The sequence below is a fragment of the Microbacterium sp. DMC48 genome (genome assembly GCF_056313825.1).
The window spans coordinates 285,476-311,593 of record NZ_JBQUZN010000004.1 but is presented as its reverse complement, the minus strand read 5'-3'; the positions used below and the strand labels follow the sequence as shown (position 1 = coordinate 311,593).

The 26,118-nt window shown below is 68.6% G+C and carries 23 protein-coding genes; 7 read left to right on the top strand and 16 right to left on the bottom strand.

Annotation, left to right across the window (positions count from 1 at the left end; all coding sequences use genetic code 11):
* Positions 1-39 precede the first annotated feature (39 nt).
* The 5 genes from ACT53O_RS06765 to rplU form a co-directional block, all read right to left on the bottom strand.
* Positions 40-1,311: a glutamate-5-semialdehyde dehydrogenase gene (locus ACT53O_RS06765; RefSeq protein ID WP_294978138.1), complete on the bottom strand. Its 1,272-nt coding sequence runs from the start codon at positions 1,309-1,311 to the stop codon at positions 40-42.
* Between the two features lie 49 nt (positions 1,312-1,360).
* Complete coding sequence (gene proB / locus ACT53O_RS06760; RefSeq protein ID WP_036318567.1) at positions 1,361-2,194, bottom strand: glutamate 5-kinase; 834 nt, start codon at positions 2,192-2,194, stop codon at positions 1,361-1,363.
* Entirely contained in the window at positions 2,191-3,711 is a 1,521-nt protein-coding gene (gene obgE / locus ACT53O_RS06755) for a GTPase ObgE (protein ID WP_476151629.1), read from the bottom strand. Before obgE ends, proB begins: the two co-directional genes overlap by 4 nt.
* A 108-nt stretch (positions 3,712-3,819) precedes the next feature.
* Positions 3,820-4,077 carry a 50S ribosomal protein L27 gene (rpmA, locus tag ACT53O_RS06750; protein ID WP_023950785.1) on the bottom strand — a complete coding sequence of 86 codons (258 nt, stop codon included), beginning with the start codon at positions 4,075-4,077 and terminating at the stop codon, positions 3,820-3,822.
* Positions 4,078-4,095: 18 nt separating this feature from the next.
* Complete coding sequence (gene rplU / locus ACT53O_RS06745; protein ID WP_005053490.1) at positions 4,096-4,404, bottom strand: 50S ribosomal protein L21; 309 nt, start codon at positions 4,402-4,404, stop codon at positions 4,096-4,098.
* Positions 4,405-4,596: 192 nt separating this feature from the next.
* Here rplU and ACT53O_RS06740 point away from each other — a divergent pair, with 192 nt between their 5' ends.
* A complete protein-coding gene (locus ACT53O_RS06740; RefSeq protein ID WP_036318562.1) occupies positions 4,597-4,869 on the top strand; it encodes a DUF4031 domain-containing protein in 273 nt (90 codons plus the stop codon).
* Between the two features lie 24 nt (positions 4,870-4,893).
* Here the strand turns inward: ACT53O_RS06740 and ACT53O_RS06735 are convergent, their stop codons facing one another.
* Complete coding sequence (locus ACT53O_RS06735; protein WP_476151628.1) at positions 4,894-7,299, bottom strand: Rne/Rng family ribonuclease; 2,406 nt, start codon at positions 7,297-7,299, stop codon at positions 4,894-4,896.
* A gap of 306 nt (positions 7,300-7,605) precedes the next feature.
* Between ACT53O_RS06735 and ACT53O_RS06730 the strand changes: the two genes are divergently transcribed.
* Positions 7,606-8,220 (top strand): vitamin K epoxide reductase family protein, encoded by a 615-nt coding sequence (locus ACT53O_RS06730; RefSeq protein ID WP_476151627.1) that lies wholly within the window; start codon positions 7,606-7,608, stop codon positions 8,218-8,220.
* An 87-nt stretch (positions 8,221-8,307) separates the two neighbouring features.
* Here ACT53O_RS06730 and ndk read toward each other — a convergent pair whose 3' ends face one another.
* From ndk to ileS, 4 genes are read right to left on the bottom strand one after another with little or no spacing between them, the layout of a single operon-like run.
* Positions 8,308-8,721 (bottom strand): nucleoside-diphosphate kinase, encoded by a 414-nt coding sequence (gene ndk / locus ACT53O_RS06725; protein ID WP_005053482.1) that lies wholly within the window; start codon positions 8,719-8,721, stop codon positions 8,308-8,310.
* A 1-nt stretch (position 8,722) separates the two neighbouring features.
* Positions 8,723-9,130 carry a DUF4233 domain-containing protein gene (locus tag ACT53O_RS06720; RefSeq protein WP_476151626.1) on the bottom strand — a complete coding sequence of 136 codons (408 nt, stop codon included), beginning with the start codon at positions 9,128-9,130 and terminating at the stop codon, positions 8,723-8,725.
* Positions 9,118-10,470, bottom strand: coding sequence for a bifunctional folylpolyglutamate synthase/dihydrofolate synthase (locus ACT53O_RS06715; protein WP_476151625.1), 1,353 nt, complete (start codon positions 10,468-10,470; stop codon positions 9,118-9,120). Before ACT53O_RS06715 ends, ACT53O_RS06720 begins: the two co-directional genes overlap by 13 nt.
* Positions 10,467-13,886 carry an isoleucine--tRNA ligase gene (ileS, locus tag ACT53O_RS06710; RefSeq protein ID WP_476151624.1) on the bottom strand — a complete coding sequence of 1,140 codons (3,420 nt, stop codon included), beginning with the start codon at positions 13,884-13,886 and terminating at the stop codon, positions 10,467-10,469. Before ileS ends, ACT53O_RS06715 begins: the two co-directional genes overlap by 4 nt.
* Before the next feature lie 243 nt (positions 13,887-14,129).
* On the opposite strand from ileS, the gene ACT53O_RS06705 reads away from it, so the two are divergent.
* Both ACT53O_RS06705 and ACT53O_RS06700 read left to right on the top strand, forming a co-directional pair.
* On the top strand, positions 14,130-14,807 hold the full coding sequence (locus ACT53O_RS06705; protein ID WP_476151623.1) for a pentapeptide repeat-containing protein: 678 nt from the start codon (positions 14,130-14,132) through the stop codon (positions 14,805-14,807).
* The gene (locus ACT53O_RS06700) at positions 14,804-15,373 is read left to right on the top strand and encodes a GNAT family N-acetyltransferase (RefSeq protein ID WP_476151622.1); all 570 of its coding nucleotides are present in this window, start codon (positions 14,804-14,806) and stop codon (positions 15,371-15,373) included. The genes ACT53O_RS06705 and ACT53O_RS06700 overlap by 4 nt, the downstream gene beginning before the upstream one ends.
* 102 nt (positions 15,374-15,475) lie before the next feature.
* Here ACT53O_RS06700 and ACT53O_RS06695 read toward each other — a convergent pair whose 3' ends face one another.
* Complete coding sequence (locus tag ACT53O_RS06695) at positions 15,476-16,303, bottom strand: endonuclease domain-containing protein (RefSeq protein ID WP_244295656.1); 828 nt, start codon at positions 16,301-16,303, stop codon at positions 15,476-15,478.
* A 264-nt stretch (positions 16,304-16,567) separates the two neighbouring features.
* On the opposite strand from ACT53O_RS06695, the gene valS reads away from it, so the two are divergent.
* Positions 16,568-19,150 carry a valine--tRNA ligase gene (valS, locus tag ACT53O_RS06690; RefSeq protein WP_476151621.1) on the top strand — a complete coding sequence of 861 codons (2,583 nt, stop codon included), beginning with the start codon at positions 16,568-16,570 and terminating at the stop codon, positions 19,148-19,150.
* 1 nt (position 19,151) lies between these two features.
* The gene (locus ACT53O_RS06685) at positions 19,152-19,400 is read left to right on the top strand and encodes a hypothetical protein (RefSeq protein ID WP_036285474.1); all 249 of its coding nucleotides are present in this window, start codon (positions 19,152-19,154) and stop codon (positions 19,398-19,400) included.
* A gap of 12 nt (positions 19,401-19,412) precedes the next feature.
* On the opposite strand, the gene ACT53O_RS06680 is transcribed toward ACT53O_RS06685, so the two are convergent.
* From ACT53O_RS06680 to ACT53O_RS06670, 3 genes are read right to left on the bottom strand one after another with little or no spacing between them, the layout of a single operon-like run.
* On the bottom strand, positions 19,413-19,985 hold the full coding sequence (locus ACT53O_RS06680) for a dihydrofolate reductase family protein (protein ID WP_476151620.1): 573 nt from the start codon (positions 19,983-19,985) through the stop codon (positions 19,413-19,415).
* Between the two features lie 47 nt (positions 19,986-20,032).
* Positions 20,033-21,331 carry an MFS transporter gene (locus tag ACT53O_RS06675; RefSeq protein ID WP_036316174.1) on the bottom strand — a complete coding sequence of 433 codons (1,299 nt, stop codon included), beginning with the start codon at positions 21,329-21,331 and terminating at the stop codon, positions 20,033-20,035.
* Entirely contained in the window at positions 21,328-21,948 is a 621-nt protein-coding gene (locus ACT53O_RS06670) for a winged helix-turn-helix domain-containing protein (RefSeq protein WP_036316170.1), read from the bottom strand. Before ACT53O_RS06670 ends, ACT53O_RS06675 begins: the two co-directional genes overlap by 4 nt.
* A gap of 71 nt (positions 21,949-22,019) precedes the next feature.
* Between ACT53O_RS06670 and ACT53O_RS06665 the strand changes: the two genes are divergently transcribed.
* On the top strand, positions 22,020-24,077 hold the full coding sequence (locus ACT53O_RS06665) for a M3 family metallopeptidase (protein WP_476151619.1): 2,058 nt from the start codon (positions 22,020-22,022) through the stop codon (positions 24,075-24,077).
* A 49-nt stretch (positions 24,078-24,126) separates the two neighbouring features.
* Here ACT53O_RS06665 and ACT53O_RS06660 read toward each other — a convergent pair whose 3' ends face one another.
* Positions 24,127-24,642, bottom strand: a complete 516-nt coding sequence (locus ACT53O_RS06660; protein ID WP_036315398.1) for a hypothetical protein — start codon at positions 24,640-24,642, stop codon at positions 24,127-24,129.
* A gap of 52 nt (positions 24,643-24,694) precedes the next feature.
* Positions 24,695-25,963 carry an ATP-dependent Clp protease ATP-binding subunit ClpX gene (gene clpX, locus ACT53O_RS06655; protein WP_039416804.1) on the bottom strand — a complete coding sequence of 423 codons (1,269 nt, stop codon included), beginning with the start codon at positions 25,961-25,963 and terminating at the stop codon, positions 24,695-24,697.
* Positions 25,964-26,118 lie beyond the last annotated feature (155 nt).

Below are 26,118 nucleotides of genomic sequence, written 5' to 3'. Positions count from 1 at the left end.
CGGACTCCTTCGAAAGTCGGGTCTGTTCAGTTTAGGCCGTCAGATACGGATCTGCCCGGACCCACGCGCCAGCCACTTGGTGCTGGTGAGCTCGGGAAGGCCCATCGGCCCTCGGGCGTGCAGCTTCTGTGTCGAAATCCCGACTTCGGCGCCGAAGCCGAACTCGCCGCCGTCGGTGAAGCGCGTCGACGCGTTCGCCATCACCACGGCGGAGTCGACTTCGGCGAGGAACCGCTCTGCTCGGGCCTCATCCGTCGTCACGATCGATTCCGTGTGATGGGTCGAGTAGCGACGGATATGGGCCAGTGCCTCGTCGAGGTCGTCCACGACGCGCATCGAGAGGTCGAGGCTCATGTGCTCGGTCGACCAATCGGCGTCCGTTGCTGCCACGGCGTCCACGACGAGCTTGCGCACGGTCTCGTCGCCGTGGATGGTGACGCCGGCATCCTGCAGCGCGGCGGCCACCGGAGGCACCAGCCGCTCGGCAGCGTCACGCAGGACGAGAACCGTCTCCACTGCGTTGCAGACGCTCGGCCGCTGTGCCTTGGCGTTCACGACGATCTGCTCGGCCCATTCGAGCGGAGCCGACGAGTCCAGGACGATGTGGACCACACCGGCACCGGTCTCGATCACCGGGACGGCTGACTGCGTGACGACGGTCTCGATGAGCTGCGCGCTGCCGCGCGGGACCAGCACGTCCACGAGGCCGCGTGCCTGCATCAGCGCGTGCGCGCCCTCGCGGCCGAAGTCGTCGACGGTCTGAATCGCTTCGGGGTCGATCCCCTGGCCCGCCAAGGCATCGCGCATGGCGGAAACGAGTGCGGCGTTCGTCGCCTGCGCCGCCGTGCCACCGCGCAGGACGACGGCGTTGCCGGAACGCAGCGCCAACGCCGCGATGTCCACGGTGACGTTCGGGCGGGCCTCGTAGATCGACCCGACGACGCCGAACGGCACCGAGACCTTCTGCAGGCGCACACCGTTGCTCAGCGTGCGCTCGTCCAGCACGCGGCCGACCGGGTCGGGCAGCTCGGCGACGTCGCGCACGGCAGCGGCGAGGGCCGCGACCCGCACGCGATCGAGGCGAAGGCGGTCGAGGAGGCCGTCGGACAGGCCGTCGCGCTGTCCGCGCTCGAGATCGACGGTGTTCGCCGAGACGATGTCGTCGGTGGCTGCCTCGATCGCGTCCGCGATCGCGCGCAGCGCCTCGGCCTTCTGCGCATCGGTCAGCAGTCCCACGCCGCGTGCCGCCTCGTGCGCACGTTCGATGCGGTGGCGTGCGGCGGTGGGCGCGTCGACGGAGACGGTGGTCATCCGCTCATTCTACCGAGCGGTGCCCCGGCCTCCGACGTGGGCGGCGGGGTCAGACCGAGCTCACCGTGGGCAACGGCGTGGTGCCCACGCGCGGCGGCGTTTCGGGGTTCGGAGCAAACCAGGTGCCGATGTCGTCGCCCGACAGTGCCTGCTCGACGAGGTCGGCACTGGTGACGAGCACGCCGATGCCGGATGCCGCGGCCAGGCGTGCCGCGGATGCCTTGGTGGCCGCTCCCCCGGTGCCCACGCTGTTGACGACGACCGATCCGAACTCGAAGCGACTCAGGTCGTCGCCGTAGGGCACCGTGTGGATGGCTTCGGCGCCGGGTTCGGACGGCGGACGGGTGTACAGCGATGCGATGTCGCTGAGAAGGATGAGCGCATCGGCCCCGATCAGCTCGGCCACGAGGGCGGCGAGGCGATCGTTGTCGCCGAAGCGGATCTCGTGCGTCGCGACGGTGTCGTTCTCGTTGACGATGGGCAGAACGCCCAGACCCAGCAGCCGATCCACTGCGCGGCGGGCATTGGCGCGGTGTGCGGCGTTCTCGAGGTCACCGGCCGTCAGCAGCACTTGGCCGGCGAGAAGCCCGTATCGCTCCAGCGTGGTCTGATAGCGCCACATGAGCACGTTCTGGCCGACCGCGGCCGCCGCCTGCTGGGTCGCGAGATCGGAGGGCCGGCCGTCGAGGTTGAGCAGGGGCAGCGCCGTGGCGATCGCGCCGGAGGAGACCAGCACGACCTGCGTGCCGCGGGCGTGTGCGGCCGCGAGTGCGTCGACGATCGATTCGATGCGGTGATGGTTGTCGCCGCTGATGGAAGAGGAGCCCACCTTCACGACGACGCGACGCGCCCCCGCGATGCCGGACCGATCGTGCACGCTCACGCTTGCTCGTCATCCTCTCCGTCGAAGGAGAAGTCCGGCACCCCGAGGCGCTCGGCCTCGAGTTCCGCCCGGGCTTCCGCCTTGGCGTCCATGCGCTCGTGGTATCGCTCGCGTCGCTGTGATGTGGTGCGGCGCGGGTTCAGGTCGAGGCGGGGGTCGGTGCCGCGCGGAGCCGTCATCAGTTCGGCGGCCGACGAGAGCGACGGATGCCAGTCGAACACGATGCCGTCGCCCGGGCCGATCACGACCGTCGAGCCCGCGACCGCTCCCACGCGGAACAGCTCGTCTTCGACGCCCAGCTTTTCGAGGCGATCTGCGAGGAAGCCGACCGCTTCTTCGTTCTGGAAATCTGTCTGCTGTACCCAACGCAGCGGCTTGTCGCCGAGGATGCGATAGACGTTTCCGTAGGTCCCGCCCTCGACGCGGATCTCGAAGTCCTTCTGCGCGCCCTTGGGGCGGATCACGATGCGCTCCGCTGCGGGAGACTCGGCCACCTGCACCCGATGCTGCGCGATGATGTCGCCCAGCGCGAACGTCAGCTGTCGCAGACCTTCGTGGCTGACCGTCGAGATCTCGAACACCCGGTAGCCGCGCTCTTCCAGATCGGGGCGCACCAAGTCGGCGAGATCCTTGGCCTCGGGCACGTCGACCTTGTTCAGAGCCACGAGCTGCGGGCGATCGAGCAGCGGCGTCTGTCCTTCGGGAACCGAGTAGTTCGCGAGTTCCTCGCGGATCACGTCGAGATCGCTCAGCGGGTCACGACCGGGTTCCAGGGTCGCGCAGTCGAGGACGTGCACGAGTGCGGTGCAGCGCTCGACATGGCGCAGGAACTCGAGTCCCAGCCCCTTGCCCTCGCTCGCGCCCTCGATGAGTCCGGGTACGTCGGCCACGGTGAAGCGCGTGTCGCCGGCCTGCACGACGCCCAGGTTCGGATGCAGCGTCGTGAACGGGTAGTCGGCGATCTTGGGGCGTGCCGCGGAGATCGCCGCGATGAGGCTGGACTTGCCGGCGGAGGGGAAGCCGACGAGGGCGACATCGGCGACCGTCTTCAACTCGAGGAGGACGTCACCCTCCCACCCGGGCGTACCGAGCAGTGCGAAGCCGGGCGCTTTGCGCTTGGGGTTCGCAAGAGCGGCATTGCCGAGCCCGCCCTGACCGCCGGGGGCGACCACGAAGCGGGTGCCGGGGACGACGAGATCCGCGAGCGTCTCCCCCTCGGCATCCTTCACCACCGTGCCGACCGGAACGGCGAGCTCGAGACTCTCCCCCGCGGCGCCGGAGCGGTTGTCGCCCATGCCGAAACCGCCGTTTCCGGCAGCGCGGTGCGGCGAGTGGTGGTACGACAGCAACGTCGTCACCTGCGGGTCGGCGACGAGGACGATATCGCCGCCGTGTCCCCCGTTGCCACCATCGGGACCGGCGAGCGGCTTGAACTTCTCGCGGCGCACGGACACACAGCCGTTGCCGCCCTTGCCGGCGCGCAGATGGAGCGTCACTCGATCGACGAAGGTCACCATGTCGGTCTCCTGACGGGGAAGGTGGGAAAGGGGAAAAGGGGATCTAACGAAGGAGGGGCGAGCCGAAGCCCGCCCCTCACCTCATGATGTTCGTGGTCGAACGCGCGGTCACTCCGCGGCGGCGACGATGTTGACGACCTTCCGGCCGCCCTTGGTGCCGAACTCGACCGCACCGGCGGCGAGGGCGAACAGCGTGTCGTCTCCGCCGCGACCGACGTTGGCGCCCGGGTGGAAGTGCGTTCCGCGCTGGCGAACGAGGATCTCGCCCGCGTTGACGGCCTGGCCGCCGAAACGCTTCACGCCCAGTCGCTGGGCGTTGGAGTCACGACCGTTACGGGTAGAGCTTGCGCCCTTCTTGTGTGCCATCTCGTGTGCCTCTTCCGCTTACTTGATGCCGGTGATCTTGACGCGCGTGAGGTCCTGACGGTGGCCCTGGCGCTTCTTGTAGCCGGTCTTGTTCTTGAACTTCTGGATCACGATCTTCGGGCCGCGCTCCTCGCCGAGGACCTCGGCGGTCACGGTCACCTTCGCGAGCTTGTCGGCGTCGGTCGTCACGGCGTCACCATCGACGAGCAGCACCGCGGGCAGCTCGAGCTTGTCGCCGATCTTGGCCTGCTGACGGTCGAGGACGACGATCGTGCCGACCTCCACCTTCTCCTGACGGCCACCGGCGCGCACAACTGCGTAAACCACTTCACACCTGTTTTTCTTCTGCGGAGCCAACGGCCCCGGCTGTCTTCATGGGACGAGTACGTCCCCTGAGGGTGTACCCAAATATCCAGTGCGGAGGCGAAACTCGACGCACCAAGGGTCTACCTTACCGGATGCCGAGGCCATCGGCAAAAGCGAAGCGAGGCGTGTCGCGCGTCGACCTAGACTGCGGGGATGGCGATCCTCATCGATGACCCGCGCTGGCCCGCCCACGGGCGGATGTGGGCGCATCTGGTCAGCGACAGCGACCTCGATGAGCTGCACGCCTTCGCCGCCGCGAACGGCATCCCTCGGCGCGGATTCGATCGCGACCACTACGACGTCCCGGAAGACGCGCTGCCGCGTCTGATCGCTGCCGGAGCCGAGCACGTCAGCGGCCGCGAACTCGTCAAACGCCTGATCGCCTCGGGTCTGCGCATCACCGCGCGCGAGCGTCGCGAGGGCTGAGAGCGCCCCCGCGACGCGCGAACGTCACTCCGCAGCGGATTCGGCGCTCGGCGTCGCCGCGACCGGGGTGCCGGTCAGCGCCGCGGTGGTCACGCGACGACGTCCCCGCCCCTGGCCGGGCGCCTTCGGCTCCGGCAGAGCGCTCAGAACCGAGTCGAGAAGGATCTCCTTCTCACTCCGCTCGGTGGACGACGAGCGAGGAGCCGACTCGCGCTTCTTGCGCGGGCGCTTCGCGCGCTCGGGCGCGACCTCCGGCTGGACGTCGGGCAGCGTCACCTCGGCGACCTCGGAGGCTTCCTGTGCATCCTCGGTTGCGGTGTGGATGGTGGACGCCGCGATCTGGGCGAGCGCCGACTTCGCGCTCTCGGTGATCACGTGCGTCCCCCCACTCACGGAGCCGTTGCCGGCGGAGGTGGCGGGCGAGGAGTTCTGGCGCGACCGACGTCCGCCGTTGGATGCGGGCGCCGGCGCACCGCGGTGCTTGACGACCGGGTCGTGGTGCACGATCACGCCACGGCCCGCGCAGACTTCGCACGCCTCGCTGAAGGTCTCGAGCAGTCCCAGTCCCAGCTTCTTGCGGGTCATCTGCACGAGGCCGAGCGAGGTCACCTCGGCGACCTGATGCTTGGTGCGATCGCGGCTGAGGCACTCGACGAGGCGTCGCAGCACGAGATCGCGGTTGGACTCGAGCACCATGTCGATGAAGTCGACGACGATGATGCCGCCGATGTCGCGCAGTCGGAGCTGGCGGACGATCTCCTCGGCGGCCTCGAGGTTGTTCTTGGTGACCGTCTCCTCCAGGTTGCCTCCGGAGCCGACGAACTTGCCGGTGTTGACGTCGACCACCGTCATGGCCTCCGTGCGATCGATGACGAGCGAGCCGCCCGACGGCAGCCAGACCTTCCGGTCCAGCGCCTTCTCGATCTGCTCCGTCACGCGGAAGCGGTCGAACGGGTCCTGGTCGTCTTCGTACTTCTCCACGCGCTCGAGAAGGTCCGGCGCGACGCCGGCCAGATAGGCCGTGATCGTCTGGTAAGCGTCCTCGCCCTGGATGAGCATCTTGGAGAAGTCTTCGTTGAAGACATCGCGGACGATCTTCACGAGCAGGTCGGGCTCGGAGTGAAGGAGCGCAGGGGCGCCGATCTTCTCGACCTGCGACGAGATGTGCTCCCACTGTGCGGTGAGCCGCTGCACATCGCGCGTGAGCTGCTCTTCCGTAGCGCCCTCAGCGGCCGTGCGCACGATGACGCCGCTGGATTCCGGCAGCACCTCCTTGAGGATGCGCTTGAGGCGCGCGCGCTCGGTGTCGGGGAGCTTTCGCGAGATGCCGTTCATGGCGCCGCCCGGCACGTACACGAGGTAACGGCCCGGCAGCGAGATCTGACTCGTCAGGCGCGCGCCCTTGTGGCCGACGGGGTCCTTCGTGACCTGGACGAGAACGCGGTCGCCGCTCTTGAGCGCCAGCTCGATTCGCCGCGGCTGGTTGCCCGTCTCCACGGCATCCCAGTCGACCTCTCCGGAGTAGAGCACGGCGTTGCGGCCCCGGCCGATGTCGACGAAGGCCGCCTCCATGCTCGGCAGGACGTTCTGCACGCGGCCGAGATAGACGTTGCCGATGAGCGAGGACTCCTGGCTGCGAGCGACGTAATGCTCGACCAGCACGTTGTCTTCGAGAACCGCGATCTGGATGCGACCGTTCTTCGAGCGCACGATCATGTCGCGGTCCACGGCCTCGCGGCGGGCGAGGAACTCGGCCTCCGTGACGACGGTGCGGCGGCGTCCGGCCTCGCGGCCGTCGCGGCGACGCTGCTTCTTGGCCTCGAGGCGCGTCGATCCCTTGATCCGCTGCGGCTCGGTGATCAACTCCACGGCGCGCCGGCGAGGCTGGCTCTGCTCTCGCGGGGCGTCATCATCGTTGGCCGACGATCCGCCGCCACGTCGACGGTTGCGCCGGCGCGCGCTCGTGCCCGAATCGGACGCGCCCTCGTCGCGATCGTCTCGGGGATCCAGGCGGACGCCGGGACGCGCGGGAAGCGGCACGATGGTCGGAGCGTAGAAGACCAGCTTCGTGGAGACGGCGGAGACGAAGTCCGCGGGCAGAAGTCCGAGGCTCACGGCCGTGACGGCCTCTTCCGTCTCGGGCTCGGCGGTGTCGGCCGCGCCGGCCTCTTCCGTCTCGGGCTCGGCGGTGTCGGTGGCGGTGCTGTCCGCGGTGGCGGTCTCGACGCGCGGGGCCTCCGCGACCGGCTGCACATCCGCAGCCTGCTCGGGCGTCACCGGCGCCGTCGACTCGGGCTCCGCCTCGGCGCCGGTCTCGGCGTCAGGCGTGTCTGCGTCCGTCGACGCGACGTCGCCTTCGGAGACGAGAAGCGGCGGGGTCAGGACCTCGTCGGCAGGGGCTGTGGACTGATCGTTGTTCTCATCGGCCATCTCTGGCTTACTCCTCGCCGCCGGCTCCGCGTGCCGTCGGGTGAACTCTGGCGGCGTCACCCGATGCTGGGGAACCGCATACTCACTCGGTCTGCAGCCTCACCCGCTCGTCGGCGGGACTCGTGCTGCCAAGGGCATTCATCGCCCGAAGTCTTCGGTGATGCGGAGTGCGGCGCGGCCGCAATGCATCGGCGTCCATTATCGCATCATCCGGCGAAGATTGAGCAGAGCGACGCTCGGAGCATCATCCGGCCCTCGCCCGACCTCTCAGCGAGGACCATGCGTGTGGATGCGATAATCGCCAGCATGTCCGCGCAGACCGTCGATGCACGCCCCAAGATCCTCGCCATCTGGCTCGTGATCGCCGGGGTGATCGGCTGGATCGCGGCGTTCGCCCTGACGTTGGAGAAGTTCGACAAAGCCGCCGGATCGACCGCAGCGGCCTCGTGCGACTTCAGTGTCGTCGTGCAGTGCAGTGCGAACCTCGACTCCGCCCAGGGGAGCGTCTTCGGCTTCCCCAATCCCATCCTGGGCCTCACCGGGTGGATGGCGCCGATCGTGGTGGGGATGGCTGTTCTCGCCGGAGCGCGTTTTGCTCGGTGGTTCTGGATCACCTTCTTCGCCGGCATCACCTTCGCCTTCGGCTTCGTGATCTGGCTGATCACGCAGAGCATCTTCTTCCTCGGAACTCTCTGCCCGTGGTGCATGGTCACGTGGATCGTCACGATCCCGACCTTCTACGCCGTGGCCGTCCATCTGTTGCGCTCGGGCGTGGTCTCCTCGCAGCCGCGCGTGCGCGCCGTCGGTGCGGCGCTGGCCGCATGGGTTCCGCTCATGGCATTCGTGTCGTACGGGGTCGTCCTCCTCCTGGCGCAGCTGCGTCTGGACGCCGTCCCGCAGCTGCTCGACGTCATCTTCTGAGACTCCGCGTCGCCGGCGCCCGGCGCTCGAACGGCCGGTGCCCTCCCGTCTCAGGGACGGAAGGGCACCGGATCGCGCAGGGTGGGATCAGAACCAGATCGCCAGTTCACGTGCGGCCGACTCGGGGCTGTCGCTGCCGTGGACGAGGTTCTGCTGAACCTTCAGGCCCCAGTCTCGGCCGAAGTCTCCTCGGATCGTGCCGGGTGCCGCGGTCGTGGGATCGGTCGTGCCGGCGAGTGAACGGAAGCCCTCGATAACGCGGTTGCCGGCGAGACGGATCGCAACAGACGGCCCTGAGAGCATGAACTCGAGAAGCGGCTCGTAGAAGGGCTTCCCCGCGTGCTCGGCGTAGTGCTGCTCGAGGACGTCACGGTCGGGCTCGACCAGCTTGATGTCGACCAGGGCGTAGCCTTTGGCCTCGATGCGCGCGAGGATCGCTCCGGTCAGGCCGCGCGCCACGCCGTCAGGCTTGACGAGGACGAGGGTCTCTTCGGTGGGCATTTCAGTCTCCGTTCGTGACGTGCGGGGAAGCGCCTGCGCGCACCGCGTTGCGGCGGTCGAGCGCTCTGCCCTTGATGGTCGCATACGCGTACATGCCCCCGAAAATCACTCCGACGAGGACGAGTGCGGGCACGATCAGTCCGCCGAGCACGACGACGACCTGCCAGAGCCAGCCGAGCAGGATGCCCACACGTGAGCGGGTCAGGCCGGTGGTGACGACCATGAGTGCCGCGAGGACGGAGCCGGCGACGATCCCCCACCATGAGGGGATGCCGTCGGGAAGCGCGTTCAAGCCATAGATCGCCAGGCCGCCGAGGAAGACGATGATCGACTCGAATCCGAGCACGACCTGCGCGAGCGACTCTTCCGCGCCGCGCGCGCGTCGCACGCGCCCGCTCACGCGCTCCACCCCGACTTCCAGTCACCGTCGGCAGCGAGTTGCAGGGCCTCGCCCGCCAGCACGACGCTGCCCGCGATGACGACCGCGCGTCGGTTCGAGCCCGCCGCCCACTCGCGCGCGGCTTCGGCCGCGTCGGAGAGGTCGCGGTGCACGGTGACGGGAACTCCCGCAGCTTCGACCAGGTCGGCCAGCGCGTCGGGGTCGGCTGCCCGATCGGAGTCCGGCGCCGTCACGAACACCTGGGTCGCCGCCGGGGCGAGAGCGGCCACGATCCCCGCCGTGTCCTTGTCGGCGAAGGCACCCAGAACGACGCCCCATTCGTCGAAGTCGAACGAGTCGCCCAGTGCGGCCACGAGGGCGCGTGCGCCGTGCGGGTTGTGCGCGCTGTCGATGAGCACGGTGGGCGCGACCCCGATCAGCTGGAGGCGTCCGGGCGAGGTCACCTGTGCGAGGCCGTCGGCGAGCACGTCGGGTGCGATGGGCTGCGTTCCGGCGCCGATGAGCGACTCGACGGCCGCGATCGCCAGGGCGGCGTTGTGACCCTGGTGGGCGCCATAGAGGGGCAGGTAGAGATCGTCGTATGTCGCCGCGAGGCCACGCACGCTCAGCTGCTGGCCCCCGACGGCGAGGGCCTGGCTCGTCAGACCGAAGGCGGTTCCCTCCACGGCGAGGGACGCGCCCCGTGCAGCCGCGGCCGCGGTGAGGACGCTCAGGGCCGATGGCTGCTGCTGCGCCGACACCGCGGAGGCACCGGTCTTGATGATTCCGGCCTTGACGGCGGCGATCTCGGCGATCGTGTGGCCGAGCTTGTCGGCGTGGTCGAGATCGATCGGTGCGATCACTGCGACGTCCCCGTCGGCCGTATTCGTCGAGTCCCAGCTTCCGCCCATCCCGACCTCGATGACCGCGACGTCCACCGGGGCGTCGGCGAATGCCACGAAGGCGAGCATCGTGAGCAGCTCGAAGAAGGTGAGAGCTGCATCGCCGGATGCCGCGAGCTCGGCATCGACGAGGTCGACGATCGGGGCGATCTCGTCCCAGGCGTCGGCGATGAGGCCGTCGTCGATCGGTTCCCCGTCGATCATGATCCGCTCGGTGAAGCGTTCGAGGTGAGGACTCGTGAACAGCCCCGTGCGCAACCCGTGGGCGCGCACGATCGATTCGATGATGCGGCTGGTCGAGGTCTTCCCGTTCGTCCCGGTCACATGCACGACGCGATACGTCCGCTGCGGGTCGTCGAGCAGTTCCAGCACGCGGCGGGTGCGTTCGACGCGGGGCTGCACCCATTGCTCGCCCTGGCGGGTCAACAGGGCGCGGTAGACGGCGTCGGCGCGCTGGCGGTCGTTCACGAGGACGCTCCGATCCGGGTCACGGCAACGGTGACGTCGCCGGTGTTGGCGTACGCGCCGGCGGCGACCACCGCCGTGTGATCGGCGTCGATCGTCTCGGCGGCAGCCAACACCGATCCCTCTCCGACGAGCGCGGTGCCTTCGGGTGAGACGACCGCGTAGTCGAGGGCGAGTGTCTCGCCCGCGACGTCCGCGGTGGCGAAGGCGGCCGCGACGGCCGCGGCATCCTCCGATGCGGAGAACAGCAGCTGCAGGCGGATGCGGTCGCTCACGTCGAAGCCGGCGGCCTTGCGGGTGTCCTGCACGGCGCGGATGATGTCGCGCGCGAGCCCCTCGGCTTCGAGCTCGGGCGTCGTGGTGGTGTCGAGCAGGACGAAGCCGCCCTGGCGGTCTCCCGCACCCGTCAGCACCGCGAGCGCCTCGCCGTCGGGGCGTCCGGCGGTCTCGAGCACGAGGTCGTACTCCCCCGGCTCCAGGGCGATCCCGCCGACGACGACAGAGCCGTCGGCGTCCGTCCACTCCCCTGCGCGGGCGGCGGCGATCACCTGCTGCACCTGCTTGCCCAGGCGGGGACCGGCGGCGCGGGCATTGACCGACAGGCGGTGCGTGATGCCGTAATCGACCGCCGTGCTCGCCTCGAGCTCGACGAGCTCGACGGCCTTCACGTTGAGCTCGTCGCGCAGAATGTCCTCGAACTGTGCGAGCGCCTCGGCATCCGGCACCACGACCGTGAGCCGCGGCAGGGGCAGGCGCACGCGCTTGCCCTCCTTCTTGCGGAGGGCGTTCGCGACGCTCGAGACCTCACGGACGGCGTCCATCGCGGTGCGGATGTCGGATGCCGTCGGGAACGCGTCGGCGTCGGGCCAGTCCTCCAGGTGCACGCTGCGACCACCGGTCAGGCCCTGCCACACGCGCTCGGAGATCAGCGGGATCAGCGGCGCGGCGACGCGCGTCAACGTCTCGAGCACCGTGTAGAGCGTGTCGAACGCGTCGGTGGTTGCCGGGTCGTCGGTCACCCCCACCCAGAAGCGGTCGCGCGATCGGCGGACGTACCAGTTGGTCAGCGCCTCGGCGAAGTCGCGGAGCGTGGCCGCGGCGGTCGTCGAATCCAGCTGCTCCAGGTCGGCGGCGACGCCGCGCACGAGGTCTCCGGTCAGCGCGAGGATGTAGCGGTCGAGCACGTTCGTCGAGTCGGTGCGCCACGTCGCCTGGTAGCCCCCGGGGGCGGCGGCGTTGGCGTACGTCGCGAAGAAGTACCACGTGTTCCACAACGGCAGCAGGAACTCGCGCACTCCGGCGCGGATCCCCTCCTCGGTGACGATGAGGTTGCCGCCGCGCAGCACCGAGGACGCCATGAGGAACCAGCGCATGGCATCGGAGCCGTCGCGGTCGAACACCTCGCTGACATCCGGATAGTTGCGCAGCGACTTGCTCATCTTCTGCCCGTCGCTTCCGAGCACGATGCCGTGGCAGGCGACGCCCGTGAAGGCGGGCCGGTCGAACAGGGCACCGGACAGGACGTGCATGACGTAGAACCAGCCGCGCGTCTGGCCGATGTACTCCACGATGAAGTCGGCCGGTGCGTGCTCGTCGAACCACTCCCGGTTCTCGAACGGGTAGTGCACCTGGGCATAGGGCATCGACCCCGAGTCGAACCAGACGTCGAAGACGTCCTCGATGCGCCGCATCGTGCTCGCCCCCGTCGGATCGTCCGGGTTCGGGCGCGTCAGCTCGTCGATGAAGGGACGGTGCAGATCGATGTCGCCGGCGGCATTGCGCGGGAGCCGGCCGAAGTCGCGCTCCAGGTCGGCGAGCGACCCGTACACGTCCACGCGCGGGTACTCCGGGTTGTCACTGCGCCAGACCGGGATCGGCGAGCCCCAGAAGCGGTTGCGGCTGATGGACCAGTCGCGGGCGCCTTCGAGCCACTTGCCGAACTGGCCGTGCTTGACGTTCTCCGGCGCCCAGGTGATCTGTTCGTTCAGTTCGATCAGACGGTCCTTGATCGCCGTGACGCGGACGAACCAGCTGGAGACGGCCTTGTAGATCAGAGGGTTGCGGCAGCGCCAGCAGTGCGGATACGAGTGCTCGTAAGACGCCTCGCGCAGCAGGCGGCCCTCGGCGCGCAGCAGGCGGATGAGCGGGCGGTTGGCGTCCATCCACAGTTCGCCCGCGACATCGCCGACCTGCGGGAGAAAGCGCCCGCCGTCGTCGAGGCTCATGATCAGCGGGATGCCGGCCGCCTCGGTGATCCGCTGGTCGTCCTCACCGAACGCCGGTGCCTGGTGCACGATGCCGGTGCCGTCGGTCGTGCTGACGTAATCGTCGACGAGGATGCGCCAGGCCGACGAGGTTCCCCACACCTCGGCATCCGCGTAATAGTCGAAGAGCCGGTCGTAATGCACGTCCGCGAGCTCGCTGCCGAGAATGGTCCGTTCCACGGCTTCGGCCGCCTCGGCCGCGTTCTCGTATCCGAGATCCTTCGCATAACCGCCGAGCAGATCGGAAGCGAGCAGGTAGCGATGTGCCGCCGCGCCCTCGTCGTCGCCGGATGCCGGGACATCCGCCGCTCCGTTCGGCCCACCGGGCACGACGACGTACTCGATGTCGGGACCGACCGCGAGGGCGAGGTTGGTCGGCAGCGTCCAGGGCGTGGTCGTCCACGCGAGGGCACGGACACCGGTGAGCCCCAGGCTCTCCGCCTTCACGCCGACGAGCGGGAACGTGACGGTGACCGAGGGGTCCTGCCGCATCTTGTAGACGTCGTCGTCCATGCGCAGTTCGTGGTTCGACAAAGGAGTCTCATCCCGCCAGCAGTAGGGCAGCACGCGGTGCCCCTCGTAGGCGAGGCCCTTGTCCCAGAGCTCCTTGAACGCCCACAGCACCGACTCCATGTAGCCGGTGTCGAGGGTCTTGTACCCGCGTTCGAAGTCGACCCACCGGGCCTGTCGAGTGACGTAGTCCTCCCACTGCTGGGTGTACTCGAGCACCGACTCGCGGGCCTTCGCGTTGAAGGAAGCGATCCCCATCTGCTCGATCTCGCTCTTCTCGGTGATGCCGAGCTGTTTCATGGCCTCCAGCTCCGCCGGAAGTCCGTGCGTGTCCCAGCCGAAGACGCGGTCGACTTTCTTGCCCCGCATCGTCTGGAAGCGCGGGAAGAGGTCCTTCGCGTAGCCGGTCAGCAGGTGTCCGTAGTGCGGCAGACCGTTGGCGAACGGCGGGCCGTCGTAGAAGACCCACTCCTCGGCGCCGTCGCGCTGCGCGATCGAGGCGCGGAACGTGTCGTCGCGCGTCCAGAAGTCGAGCACGTCGCGCTCGATGGCGGGAAAGCGGGGGCTCGGAGACACGTCGGCGGCGGGACCGAAAGCGCTCGTGACGCCGGCGGCGGGGTTCGTCGAGGGACGGGGGTAGCTCATGTCACTCCAGCAGGTGCTCGTGCATCGGATTCGTGCAGTCTTCCTGCGAGGACGATCGTGCGACCGCGGTACCACCCCGCTTGCCGACACCCATCGTCGGCCACTCATGCGACGGCTGTGACGGGCCTGCCCCGCGCGGTTCTAGTGACCCCGGGGGTTCCCTGGGCGTTCTTCCGCGAGCTCCCCGGTGATGGCCGGATCGGTGCTGATCAGACCATCATACCGGGCGCGTAGGCTCGAGGGATGGCTGCCCGCTCCTCCGGTTCTCTCGGTCCCCGGCCTCCGCGAATCAGCGCCCCCGACGTTCCCCCCGACCTCGACGCGGTCAGCGCGCTGCGCAGCCGGGCCGATCTGCTCGGCGTTCTCGTCGACGGCGTGGGCGGCGAGGTGGATGCCGCGCACTGCCGTCTCGTCGAGTCTCGGGTGGATGCGGCTTCCGGACCGGCCGCCGGTCACGTCGACGCCACGGGCGCCACGTTCGTCGACGTCGCGGTCGACCAGCTCCGCGCGATGGCGCTGGTCGCGCGTGACGGAAGCTGGCGCAATGTCGAGCTGACCGGCGGGCGCATCGCGACGCTCGACGGGCTGCGGGTGCGGTGGGACAGCGTCGTGGTGCGCGGGGCGCACATCGACTACCTCTCGCTGCCGTCCGCCGAGCTCACCGACGTGCTCTTCGTCGACTGCAGCTTCGGCTCGATCGATCTGCCTGAGGCGCGACTCGCGCGGGTCGCCTTCGAAGGATGCCGCGTCGACGAGGTCGACACGCGTGGAATGCGAGGCGACGATGTGGATCTGCGCGGGCTCGAAGCGCTGGCATTCACCGATGTTCGTGCGCTCACCGGTGCCTGGCTCCAGCCCCGACAGGCTGAGCTTCACGCCCCCGCGTTCGCGCAGGCTCTCGGCATCCGGATCGTCGCGTGAACATCGCGACGGCGCGGCTGCGGCTGCGCGAGATGACCGACGAGGATCTGCCGGACCTGCGCGCGATCCTCCACGACCCGGAGGCGATGACGGCGTACAACGGCGCGTTCAGCGATGCGGAATCGTCGGCGTGGCTGCGTCGCATGCAGCAGCGGTACCAGGACGACGGTTTCGGGCTGTGGGCGGTCGTGCACAGCGGGACGGGCAGGATGATCGGGCAGTGCGGCATCACGCGGCAGCAGATCGATGACGACGAGATCGTCGAGGTCGGCTACCTGTTCCAGCGCGCTCACTGGGGTCACGGGTACGCCGTGGAGGCCGCCGCCGGGTGTCGTGACTGGGCGTTCTCGACGCTGGGGATCGACGAGCTGTACGCGAAGATCCGCTCGACGAACGTGGCCTCGATGAACGTCGCGATCCGACTCGGCATGACGGTGCGCCGCACCTTCACCACCCACTACCGCGGCGTCGACACGCCACACCTCGCCTTCGCCGTCGACCGTGACGCGTGGGCCCGCCGCGCCGGCTCGCCGTCGATCGGTTCGCGAGGAGAGGCCGCGAGCTGAGGAGCGGATGCGGTCGCCATCTCCTCGGCATCCGCCATCTCCTCGGCATCCGCCGTCTCCTCGGCATCCGCCGCGTGGCCTGGCCCCCGGTCGTGATGCCTCTCACCGCTCGAGGTGCAGCCCCTGCGCGACGGCGCGCATGATCAGGGCCTGCACTTCGTGCCAGCGGTGGACGACCTGGCTGTAGCCGACGCGGATGACGTGATAGCCGAGAAGCATGAGTTCGGCGTCATGCGCGATGTCGCTCGTGCGTTGCGCGCCGACGTGCGTGGCGCCGTCGATCTGGATGACCAGGCGCGCTCCGATCAAGAAGTCGACACGGTGGCCCGCGATCCACACCTGCGGCACGATCGGCACACCGAGCCAGCCCAGACGCGACACGAAGATCGTCTCCAACCCCGAACCCGAATAGGGGCTCGCACGCTCCCGAAGCCGGCGGGCTGCGCCGTGGAACGGCAGGCGGTGCAGCTCTTCCAGGCGGACGAGCTTCTTGTCGAGGGCGGACTCCCACACGATCAGTGCCTCCTCGAAGGCGAGGCACTGAGCGACCAGCGCCAGCACGTTCTCGATCTCGTCGACGAGGGCGTCGGGATGCCGCGGAACGATCGGCTCCGCCCAGTGCACGTGCGCCCGCGCGGCGCGGACCCCACCCGAGCGCGGTGGTGCGGCGACGTGGGGTCGCTGGCTGCGGTCGAGCACCCAGAGACCGAGCCTCTCGGCCTGGGTCACACACGAAACGACGACTCCCGCGCGGGCCGCAGCCACGAGGTGCGGATCGGCGTCGGGGACGGCCACCCAGCCCTTTCGCGGTCGCTGCAACCGTTGCAGGTCGACCGCTGCCCGCACACTGCGCTCGCTCCATCCGCGCTCGCGCAGTCGGCGCACGCGCACGATCCCGCCGGCACCGCGCACCTCGTCTTCGATCGACACGGGATCAGGGTCGCTGTTCTGCCGGTGCCGTGGTCGGAGATCTCCGTCCTGTGGATGTCGCGGGCGATCCGCGCGGGCTGGGGAGGAAGAGGCGGTGCGCCGGATGCCGAGGAGATGTCGCGAACTGAGGAGCGAGTGCGGCCGGCGGCTCCTCGGCATTCGCCAGCTCCTCGGAACTCAGCGGCGCGAGCCGGGTAGACTGTGGGGCACATTCCACACTCAGGCACGCTCACACAGTGCCGCACATATCGCTCGAGGAGACCCATGTCCGACGCGCAGATTCCCGACAAGCCCGCCCTGGAAGGCCTCGAGCAGAAGTGGGATGCCGCGTGGAGTGCGGCCGGAACCTACTTGTTCGATCGCGACGCCGCGAAGGCGAAGGGACGCGCGGGTGTGTTCTCGGTCGACACGCCCCCGCCCACCGCGTCGGGTTCGCTGCACATCGGCCACGTCTTCAGCTACACCCACACCGACGTGAAGGTGCGCTTCGAGCGGATGCGTGGCAAGACGGTGTTCTACCCCATGGGATGGGACGACAACGGGTTGCCCACCGAGCGTCGCGTGCAGAACTTCTACGGAGTGCGCTGCGACACGTCGTTGTCGTACGACCCCTCTTTCACTCCCCCGTTCCGCGGCGACGCGAAGAGCTTGAAGCCCGCCGATCAGGTGCCCATCAGCCGCCGCAACTTCATCGAGTTGTGCGAGGAGCTGACGCTCGAAGACGAGAAGGCGTTCGAGGCTGTCTTCCGTCAGCTCGGACTTTCGGTCGACTGGACGCAGACGTACCGCACGATCTCCGACGACACCATCCGAACGAGCCAGCTCGCCTTCCTGCGCAACCTCCAGCGGGGCGAGGCCTACCAAGCGCTCGCCCCGACGCTGTGGGACATCGACTTCCGCTCCGCCATCGCCCAGGCCGAGCTCGAGGATCGCGAGCAACAGGCCTCGTACCACCGTCTCGCCTTCCACAAGAGCGACGGCTCGGGCGACATCCACATCGAGACGACCCGTCCCGAGCTGCTCGCGGCCTGCGTGGCTCTCGTGGCCAATCCCGGCGATGAGCGGTACCAGCCGTACTTCGGCCAGACGGTGCGTACTCCGGTCTTCGGCGTGGAGGTGCCCGTTCTCGCGCATCCCCTCGCCCAGCAGGACAAGGGGTCGGGCATCGCGATGGTGTGTACGTTCGGCGATGTCACCGACATCGTCTGGTGGCGTGAGCTCGACCTGCCCAACCGCACGATCCTCGGTCAGGACGGTCGCATCCTGCCCGACGCCCCCGAAGCTCTGACGACTGCGTCCGCGAAGGCCGCCTATGCCGAGTTGGCCGGGCTCACGGTCTTCAGTGCCAAGAAGAAGATGGTCGAACTGCTCGAGGCATCGGGTGAGCTGCTGCAGGTGTCGAAGCCGTTCAGCCACCCGGTGAAGTTCTACGAGAAGGGCGACCGTGCGCTGGAGATCGTCTCGACGCGCCAGTGGTACCTGCGCAACGGCGCCCGCGACGAGGCGTTCCGCGAGAAGCTCATCGCACTCGGTCAGGGCATGCAGTGGCATCCGGACTTCATGCGCGTGCGCTACGAGAACTGGACCAACGGCCTCACCGGTGACTGGCTCATCAGCCGTCAGCGCTTCTTCGGTGTGCCCATCCCCGTCTGGTACCCGCTCGACGAGAACGGCGAGAGGATCGACGGCGCTGTGATCGCGGCGGATGCCGCGTCGCTGCCGGTGGATCCGACGACCGACGCGGCCCCCGGGTATGACGAGTCGCAGCGGGGCGTGCCCGGCGGCTTCGAGGGAGAGAAGGACATCTTCGACACGTGGGCGACGTCTTCGCTGACTCCCCAGCTGGCCGGCGGGTGGCAGCGCGACGACGAGCTCTGGAATGTCGTCGCACCGTTCGACCTGCGTCCGCAGGGACAGGACATCATCCGCACGTGGCTGTTCTCGACGATGGTGCGTTCGGCTCTCGAGGACGATCGGGCTCCGTGGTCGGATGCCGCCATCAGCGGCTTCATCGTCGATCCCGATCGCAAGAAGATGTCGAAGTCCAAGGGCAACGTGGTCACGCCTGCCGACATCCTCGACCAGCACGGCACCGACGCGGTGCGCTATTGGGCCGCCTCCAGCCGTCTGGGCGCCGACGCGGCCTTCGATCCCCAGAACCCGACCCAGGTGAAGATCGGGCGACGACTGGCGATCAAGGTGCTCAACGCCGCCAAGTTCGTGCTGTCGTTCCCGGTTCCCGCGGGTGCCGAGGTGACGCACGCCTTGGACGCCGCGATGCTCGCGACCCTGGACCGCGTCGTGCGCGACGCGACGGCCGCCTTCGAGGCGTACGACCACGCACGCGCCCTGGAGATCACCGAGGCGTTCTTCTGGACCTTCTGCGACGACTATCTCGAACTGGTCAAGGAGCGCGCCTACAACCAGACCGACGTCGGTCAGGCTTCTGCCGCCCTGGCGCTGCGCACGGCGCTGTCGACGTTGCTGCGTCTCCTCGCCCCCGTGCTCGCGTTCGCGACGGAGGAAGCCTGGTCATGGTTCGAGGACGGCTCGGTGCACACCGCGTCCTGGCCTGAGCCTGTCGACGGCGGCGCACCCGGTGACCCGGGCGTGCTCGCGGCGGCCAGCGCTGCGCTCATCGGCATCCGCCGTGCCAAGACCGAGGCCAAGGCGTCTCAGAAGACGCCGGTGGCGCGCCTCGTGCTCGGGGGTGACGACGTGACCATCGCCGCCCTCCGTCTCGCAGAGGGCGACCTCAAGGCTGTCGGGCGCATCGCCGAGCTGGAGCTGGTCGGTGGCGTGGAAGGCCTGGTCGTCCAGGCCGTCGAGCTCGCTCCGGAGGCGTGAGATGCAACTCGGGACACGCTGGACCAGCGGCGACGAGCCGCCGGCGGCCGTTCCTGCCGTCCTGCGACCGCAGATCCACGCTGTCGATCGCGCGCTTCCCGGCGACGACCTCGGCCAGCCGCGCCCTCGCTGGACGCTGACCTTCTTGGAGGGGCGCCCGATCGCCGAGTTGGACACCGGCGTGATCGTGGAGGCCACGGCATCCGGTGAGGTGCTCGTGCGGCACGACGACGAGGATGAGTTCGGCTGAGAACGGGCGCTCCTAGGTGAAGGACGGCGTCGGCGGCACGACGTCGTAGACGAGCCGGGCGAAGGGCCCAGCCGCGTGAGCAGAGCGCAAGGAGAGGCGCTCTGCTTCGATGCGCCGGGCCAGCAGCGGCGCCCCTGCGCCGAGCGTGACGGGCGCGACCGACACGGCGATCTCGTCGAGGGCACCCGCGTCGAAGAACTGACCCGCCAGGTCTCCGCCCCCCACGACCCAGATGTCACGGTCTCCTGCCGACGCGCGGATCCGCGGCAGCGCCGCAGCGACCGCACCGGAGACGAAGGTGACATCGGCGCCCGCGGGAATCGGCAGCGCGCGCGTGGTGAAGACGAACGTGGGCGTGTCGCCATAGAGCTCTCGCCAGCGCTCGGGGCGCACGAGCAGATCCTCCGCCGCGAGTACCCACTCGTACGTCGTCGCCCCCTCCACCAGAGCGCCGGCGTTCGAGGGAAGCAGGTCTGGATCGGGGTCGGTCCCGCCGGCCGCAGCGAAGAGCCACTCGAGTGAGCCGTCCGTATCGGCGATGAAGCCGTCGAGCGAAACGGCGGTGTCGAAGATGATTCGCCCCATGCCGACGACAGTAGGGGTCTGCTCCGACATCGCCGCCTCGAGCGCCGTCAAGCGATCTCCGCTCCCGCCTCTCGCGTCCCCGCGATGAGCAGTCGCATGCCGAGGAGAGCGACGATCGCCGTCGCGGCGCCACCGATGAGGAAGGGCAGGCGCAGATCGATCCGCGCGACGAGGCCGCCGAGGATCGTGGCGATCGGGAACAGCCCCCAGGTGAGGGTGCGCGTGATGCCGAGCACGCGGCCGAACATGTCGGGCGGGATGATCTGCTGACGCAGGCTGCCCCACGGCACGTTCCAGATCGACACCGCGCACGCGGCGGTTGCGAAGGCGAGGATGGCCGTCCAGACCGACGGTGCGATGCCGGTGAGAAGCATCGCGACACCTCCGCTGAGGATTGCTGCGAACATCACCGGGCCCCGCCCCCATCGAGCCACCAGACGCGGCGCGAGCAGCGATCCGCACAGGGCGCCTACCCCGAGACCGGCGGTGACGAACCCGATGGCAGCGGCCGGGACGGCCAGCGCGTCGACGAAGAAGAGGACGATGACCGCCTGCGCAAAAGCCAGCGCGCTTCCGGTGAACGAGGTGAACACGACCATCGTGCGCAGATAGCGGTGATGCCACAGGTAGGAGAGCGCCTCCCGCGCCCCCGAGCGCCGCGCAGCAGGCAGAGCGGCGTCGTCGGGATCGGCCGGCGCGCGAAGCGGCCGAGCCGCCGAAAGGGGAAGCAGCAGAGCGAGGACGACCGGGACAAGGTACCCCGCCGAACCGATCCAGAGCGGCAGGGCGAGGGAGACGGCGAACAGGATGCCGGAGATCGGGGTGGCGATGAAACTGTCGACGGTCACCTGAGCAGCCTGGATCCACCCGTTCGCGCGATCGAGCTGATCACGCTCGACCACGCCGGGGATGACCGCATTCGTGGCGTTGTCGAACAGCGTCTCGCCCAGGCCGAACACCAGCGTGCCGACGAACAGCGCCCAGAGGCTCAGGCTGCCGGAGGCACCGAGGACGGCGAGCCACAGCGCCACGCTTCCCCGGATCACGTTCGCCAACGCCATGACGTAGCGCCGATCCAGGCGGTCGACGATCATCCCCGCGGGCAAGCCGAAAATCAACCACGGCACGAACGCCAGTGCCGACAGCACCGAGATCACCAGCGGGTCGGAGCTCAGCGTGATGGCGATCAGGGGCACCGCGGTGCGTCCGACACCGTCGGCGAGGTTGCTGAAGACCGCCGCCGACCACAGCGTGCGAAAACCCCGCCCGAGCGGGGCCCGGTGGGCGGCTGGCAGCGGCGAGGACGCCGGTGCCCCGGCATCCTCGTGAGTGGCGGGAGTCGTCATGAGCTGAGTCCGTCTTCGGGGAGCGGGAAAACGTCGGTGCGGATGCTGATGGGATGGAGGTCCTCGCCGGTCTGATCGCGGTAGAGGTCGCCGTAGCGCAGCACGAGCTCGTGCATCTCGGTGATGAGCGCCTCCGTCTGTGCCGGCGTGAGTCGCAACGTCGAGGTGGCGACCATCGCGTTGGCTTCGTCGAGGCCGTCGGGAGAGGCCAAGCTCTCGGTCACGTAGCGCATCAACTGCTGGTGACGCCGCGTGAGGAACTCGCTCATGACGAGTTGCGTGGCCGCCTTGCCTGCGGGCGTCTTCATCGCCTCGGGGTTGGTGAAGGAGATGCCGCCGCGGGGCCGCTCCCACCAGCGCTCGCGTCCCGTGCCGCGGTCACTGATCTCTCGGATGAGGTCGTGCTTCGCGAGTGCGCGCAGGTGGTAGCTGGTTGCCCCGGACGACTCCCCCGTCATCGCCGCCAAGGAACTGGCCGTCTGCGGGCCGTACTGGTTGAGGATGTCGAAGATCTCGATCCGCAGCGGGTGGGCGAGGGCGCGCAGCGCTCCGGCGTCGAGTCGGCGCTCTTCGGCGCGTCCCGTTACGGATCCGTCGGGTGCATCATCGGGGGTCATGATGCAAAGCTACTCTTGCAAAGAATCCTTTGCAACCAGATCTTTGGAGATTTCCGGCCTACGCTGGAGGGATGATCGACGTCGACTCCAATCCTCTGCTGGCACCCTCTTCACTGCCCTACGGCCTCCCCGACTACTCGTCGATCGACCCGGCGCACTATCTCCCCGCGTTCATGGAGGGGTTCGCGCGGCACCGCAGCGAGATCGATGCCATCGTCGCTGACGAGTCCGCCCCCACCTTCGAGAACACGATCGTCGCGTTGGAGCGCGCCGGAGAGCTCTTGGGCCAGGTGGCGCGCACCTTCTACACGGTCTCCTCCGCCGACGCGACGCCCGAGATCCAGGAGATCGAAGAGACGCTCGCGCCGCTGATGGCCGCCCATCACGATGCCGTGCAATTGGACGGCGCGCTCTTCGCGAGAGTACGGGCCGTTTTCGACAGTCGCGACGAACATGCGCTGAGCGCAGAGGAGCGCTATCTGGTCGAACGTCGATTCCGCGAGATGGCTCATGCCGGCGCGGGGCTCGACGATGCCGAGAAGCAGCAGCTCACGGATCTCAACCAGCGGCTGTCGGTGCTCACGACGACGTTCGAGAAGAATCTGCTCGCGGACACGAACGACCTCGCCGTCGTCTTCGACTCCGCGGACGAGCTCGACGGCCTGACGGACGGTGAGTTGTCGGCCGCCGCGCAGAATGCCGCGGACCGCGGACTCGAGGGGCGCTACGTCGTGACGCTCACGCTCTTCACCGGGCATCCGTACCTGTCGAGCCTCACGCGCCGCGAGAGCCGCCGACGTCTGCTCGCGGCCTCGCGATCGCGTGGCTCGCGCGGCAACGCGAACGACAATCGCGACGTGCTGCGTCAGATCGTGCGCCTGCGTGCGCAGCGGGCTGCGCTCCTCGGATACGAGAACCACGCCGCCTATGTGACCAGCGACGAGACGGCCGGCTCTCCCGAGGCCGTCCGTGCGCTGTTGCGGCAGCTCGCTGCACCGGCGGCGGCCAACGCGCGTGCGGAGCAGGCGGCGCTGCAGGCGATGGTGGACGCTGAGCCCGAGTCGTTTCCGCTCGAAGCGCACGACTGGGCGTTCTATACCGAGCGTGTGCGCGAAGCGGAGTATGCCGTGGATCGCACGGCACTGCGGCCCTGGTTCGAGGCGGAGCGGGTGCTCGTCGACGGGGTCTTCTTCGCCGCGACCTCGCTGTACGGCATCACGTTCACCGAACGTCCCGATCTTCCCGCCTACCACCCCGACGTGCGCGTCTTCGAAGTGCACAACGCCGACGGATCCGCGCTCGGCCTGTTCCTCTTCGACCTCTACACGCGCGACACCAAGCGCGGCGGGGCATGGATGAACTCCATCGTGACGCAGTCGCACCTGCGCGGTACGCGTTCGATCGTCGTGAACAACCTCAACGTGCCCAAGCCGGCGGCCGGCAAGCCGACGCTCCTGACGCTCGACGAGGTCACGACGATGTTCCACGAGTTCGGGCACGCGCTGCACGGTCTGTTCGCGACGGTGACCTTCCCGCACTTCGCCGGCACCGCGGTCTTCCGCGACTTCGTGGAGTTCCCGAGTCAGGTGAACGAGATGTGGATCCTCTGGCCGGAGGTGCTCTCCTCGTATGCTCGGCACATCGACACCGGCGAGCCGTTGCCCGCCGACGTCGTCGCCCGCCTGCACGCCTCCGAAGCCTTCAACCAGGGGTTCGCCACGAGTGAGTACCTGGCCGCGGCGTGGCTCGACCAGGCATGGCACGGCGTGAACGTCGAGGAGGCCGGTGCGGTGACGGACGTCGCCGCGTTCGAGGCAGCGGCGCTGGCGGACATCGGTCTGCACAATCCGGTCGTGCCGACGCGGTACTCGTCCACCTACTTCGCTCACGTGTTCTCGGGCGGCTACAGCGCGGGCTACTACTCGTACATCTGGAGCGAAGTGCTCGACGCCGACACGGTCGAGTGGTTCGCGGAGAACGGGGGCCTGACCCGCGCCGGTGGCGATCGCTTCCGCGACCGCGTGCTCGGAGTGGGCGGCTCGAAGGACCCGTTGGAGGCGTACCGTGACTTCCGCGGGCGGGATGCCGACATCGCGCCTCTGCTGGTGCGGCGAGGACTCGGAAGCTGACGAGCGGGCGGGAGGCGGTGTGCGATGGCGCCACCGCCCGCTGCCTCGCTCAGGGTGTCGCCGAGGGAATCGGAAGGGGCGTCGCTGACGGCGAGGGGGCCGCGGACGCGGGGAGGGTCGGCGTCGAGGACGGAATCGAGGCGGGGCATTCGATCGGCCGATAGGACGAGCGACCCTGCCGCACGTGGAACCGGAAGCACTCCGTGGCGCTTCCTGCGGCGACACCGGGCTGGAAGAGTTCGCGGGACGGTTGCGGTTGGACGCTCACGCGCAGGCGGACGTCGATGCGTGCCCCGTCGGGATCGGACGTCGACCCGCGCCACGAATACGCGTGGACGTCTGCTCCCCCGACCGTCCCGATGAACTCGGCGGCGGCGAGCGTCTGTGCATCCACACCCGGGCCCGGCTGGTTCACCCGCCGTTGCAGCTCGCGTGCCGCCATGTCGACGCGCGCATGCGCGATCGATTCTCCGTCGCGCGGGCCGAAGGCGTGCATGAAGGTGACGGCTCCGACACCGACGAGGATGAGGGTGGCCATCACGATCGCGACGGTGACGCGGAGCACGCGAACGGCCTTGGAGGGCTGCTCGGGTGACGTGTTCGGCGCTGACACCGCGTCAGGCGCTCTTGCGCTTGTGCTCCAGCACGAGGGTCGGCGGAGCTCCTTCAGTCACGGCTGCGCGGGTCACGATGACCTTGGCGACGTCGTCGGTGGAGGGAATGTCGAACATGATGGGACCGAGGACGTCCTCGAGGATGGCGCGTAGGCCGCGCGCGCCGGTCTTGCGCGCCACGGCGAGGTCGGCGATCGCGCGAAGCGCATCGTCCTCGAACTCCAGCTCTGCACCGTCGAGTTCGAACATGCGCTGATACTGCTTCACGAACGCGTTCTTCGGCCCGGTGAGGATCTCGATGAGCGCGGCCTGGTCGAGCGGCGCCACGGAGGTCACGACGGGCAGTCGACCGATGAACTCGGGGATCAGGCCGAACTTGTGAAGGTCTTCGGGCTGCACCTCGCCGAAGAGGTTCAGATCTTCCGACTTTCGGTGCAGGGGTGCCCCGAACCCGATGCCGTGCTTGCCGACACGCGCCGAGATGATGTCCTCGAGACCGGCGAAGGCCCCCGCGACGATGAACAGGACGTTGGTGGTGTCGATCTGGATGAACTCCTGGTGCGGGTGCTTACGACCGCCTTGCGGAGGCACGGACGCGACCGTCCCCTCCAGGATCTTCAGGAGCGCCTGCTGAACGCCTTCGCCTGACACATCGCGGGTGATCGAGGGGTTCTCGGCCTTGCGCGCGATCTTGTCGACCTCATCGATGTAGATGATGCCGGTCTCGGCGCGCTTCACATCGAAGTCTGCGGCCTGCAGGAGCTTCAGCAGGATGTTCTCGACGTCTTCGCCGACGTAGCCGGCCTCGGTCAGTGCGGTCGCATCCGCAACGGCGAAGGGCACGTTGAGGCGCTTTGCGAGCGTCTGGGCGAGGTAGGTCTTTCCGCAGCCGGTGGGACCGAGCAGGAGGATGTTGCTCTTCGCGATCTCCACCTCGTCGGCACGTTGCTCGGCCGACTGCAGGGTGCCGTGGGCGCGCACACGCTTGTAGTGGTTGTAGACGGCGACGGCGAGAGCCCTCTTCGCCGGTTCCTGACCGACGACGTACTCCTCGAGGAACGAGAAGATCTCGCGAGGCTTGGGGAGGTCGAAGTCGCTGACGACACCGTCCGAAGACTCGGCCATGCGTTCTTCGATGATCTCGTTGCACAGCTCGACGCATTCGTCGCAGATGTAGACGCCGGGACCGGCGATCAACTGCTGCACCTGCTTCTGGCTCTTGCCGCAGAAGGAGCATTTGAACAGGTCGGCGCTCTCACCGATGCGAGCCATGGTGCTCCTCCTCCAGAAAACTCTCAGGGATGCGATTCGAGCCTAACCGCTGCGACCGACATCTCGCCGGATTGCGACACGGTTGTGAAACTCTGCGCACCTGACGAGGCCCCGCGGTCGAAGCGACGGCGGGGCCTGTGTCGGGTGGTGCGCGG

Excerpts from the sequence above, each read along its gene's own strand:
- ndk (WP_005053482.1), bottom strand. The coding sequence starts at position 8,721 with ATGCCCACCGAAGAGACCCTCGTCCTCGTCAAGCCTGACGGCGTGGCG.
- ileS (WP_476151624.1), bottom strand. The coding sequence starts at position 13,886 with ATGAGCTACCCCCGTCCCTCGACGAACCCCGCCGCCGGCGTCACGAGC.
- obgE (WP_476151629.1), bottom strand. The coding sequence starts at position 3,711 with ATGGTGACCTTCGTCGATCGAGTGACGCTCCATCTGCGCGCCGGCAAG.
- ACT53O_RS06730 (WP_476151627.1), top strand. The coding sequence starts at position 7,606 with ATGTCCGCGCAGACCGTCGATGCACGCCCCAAGATCCTCGCCATCTGG.
- ACT53O_RS06670 (WP_036316170.1), bottom strand. The coding sequence starts at position 21,948 with ATGACCCCCGATGATGCACCCGACGGATCCGTAACGGGACGCGCCGAA.
- clpX (WP_039416804.1), bottom strand. The coding sequence starts at position 25,963 with ATGGCTCGCATCGGTGAGAGCGCCGACCTGTTCAAATGCTCCTTCTGC.
- ACT53O_RS06675 (WP_036316174.1), bottom strand. The coding sequence starts at position 21,331 with ATGACGACTCCCGCCACTCACGAGGATGCCGGGGCACCGGCGTCCTCG.
- ACT53O_RS06740 (WP_036318562.1), top strand. The coding sequence starts at position 4,597 with ATGGCGATCCTCATCGATGACCCGCGCTGGCCCGCCCACGGGCGGATG.
- ACT53O_RS06735 (WP_476151628.1), bottom strand. The coding sequence starts at position 7,299 with ATGGCCGATGAGAACAACGATCAGTCCACAGCCCCTGCCGACGAGGTC.
- ACT53O_RS06705 (WP_476151623.1), top strand. The coding sequence starts at position 14,130 with ATGGCTGCCCGCTCCTCCGGTTCTCTCGGTCCCCGGCCTCCGCGAATC.
- valS (WP_476151621.1), top strand. The coding sequence starts at position 16,568 with ATGTCCGACGCGCAGATTCCCGACAAGCCCGCCCTGGAAGGCCTCGAG.
- ACT53O_RS06680 (WP_476151620.1), bottom strand. The coding sequence starts at position 19,985 with ATGGGGCGAATCATCTTCGACACCGCCGTTTCGCTCGACGGCTTCATC.
- ACT53O_RS06765 (WP_294978138.1), bottom strand. The coding sequence starts at position 1,311 with ATGACCACCGTCTCCGTCGACGCGCCCACCGCCGCACGCCACCGCATC.
- rpmA (WP_023950785.1), bottom strand. The coding sequence starts at position 4,077 with ATGGCACACAAGAAGGGCGCAAGCTCTACCCGTAACGGTCGTGACTCC.
- ACT53O_RS06685 (WP_036285474.1), top strand. The coding sequence starts at position 19,152 with ATGCAACTCGGGACACGCTGGACCAGCGGCGACGAGCCGCCGGCGGCC.
- ACT53O_RS06665 (WP_476151619.1), top strand. The coding sequence starts at position 22,020 with ATGATCGACGTCGACTCCAATCCTCTGCTGGCACCCTCTTCACTGCCC.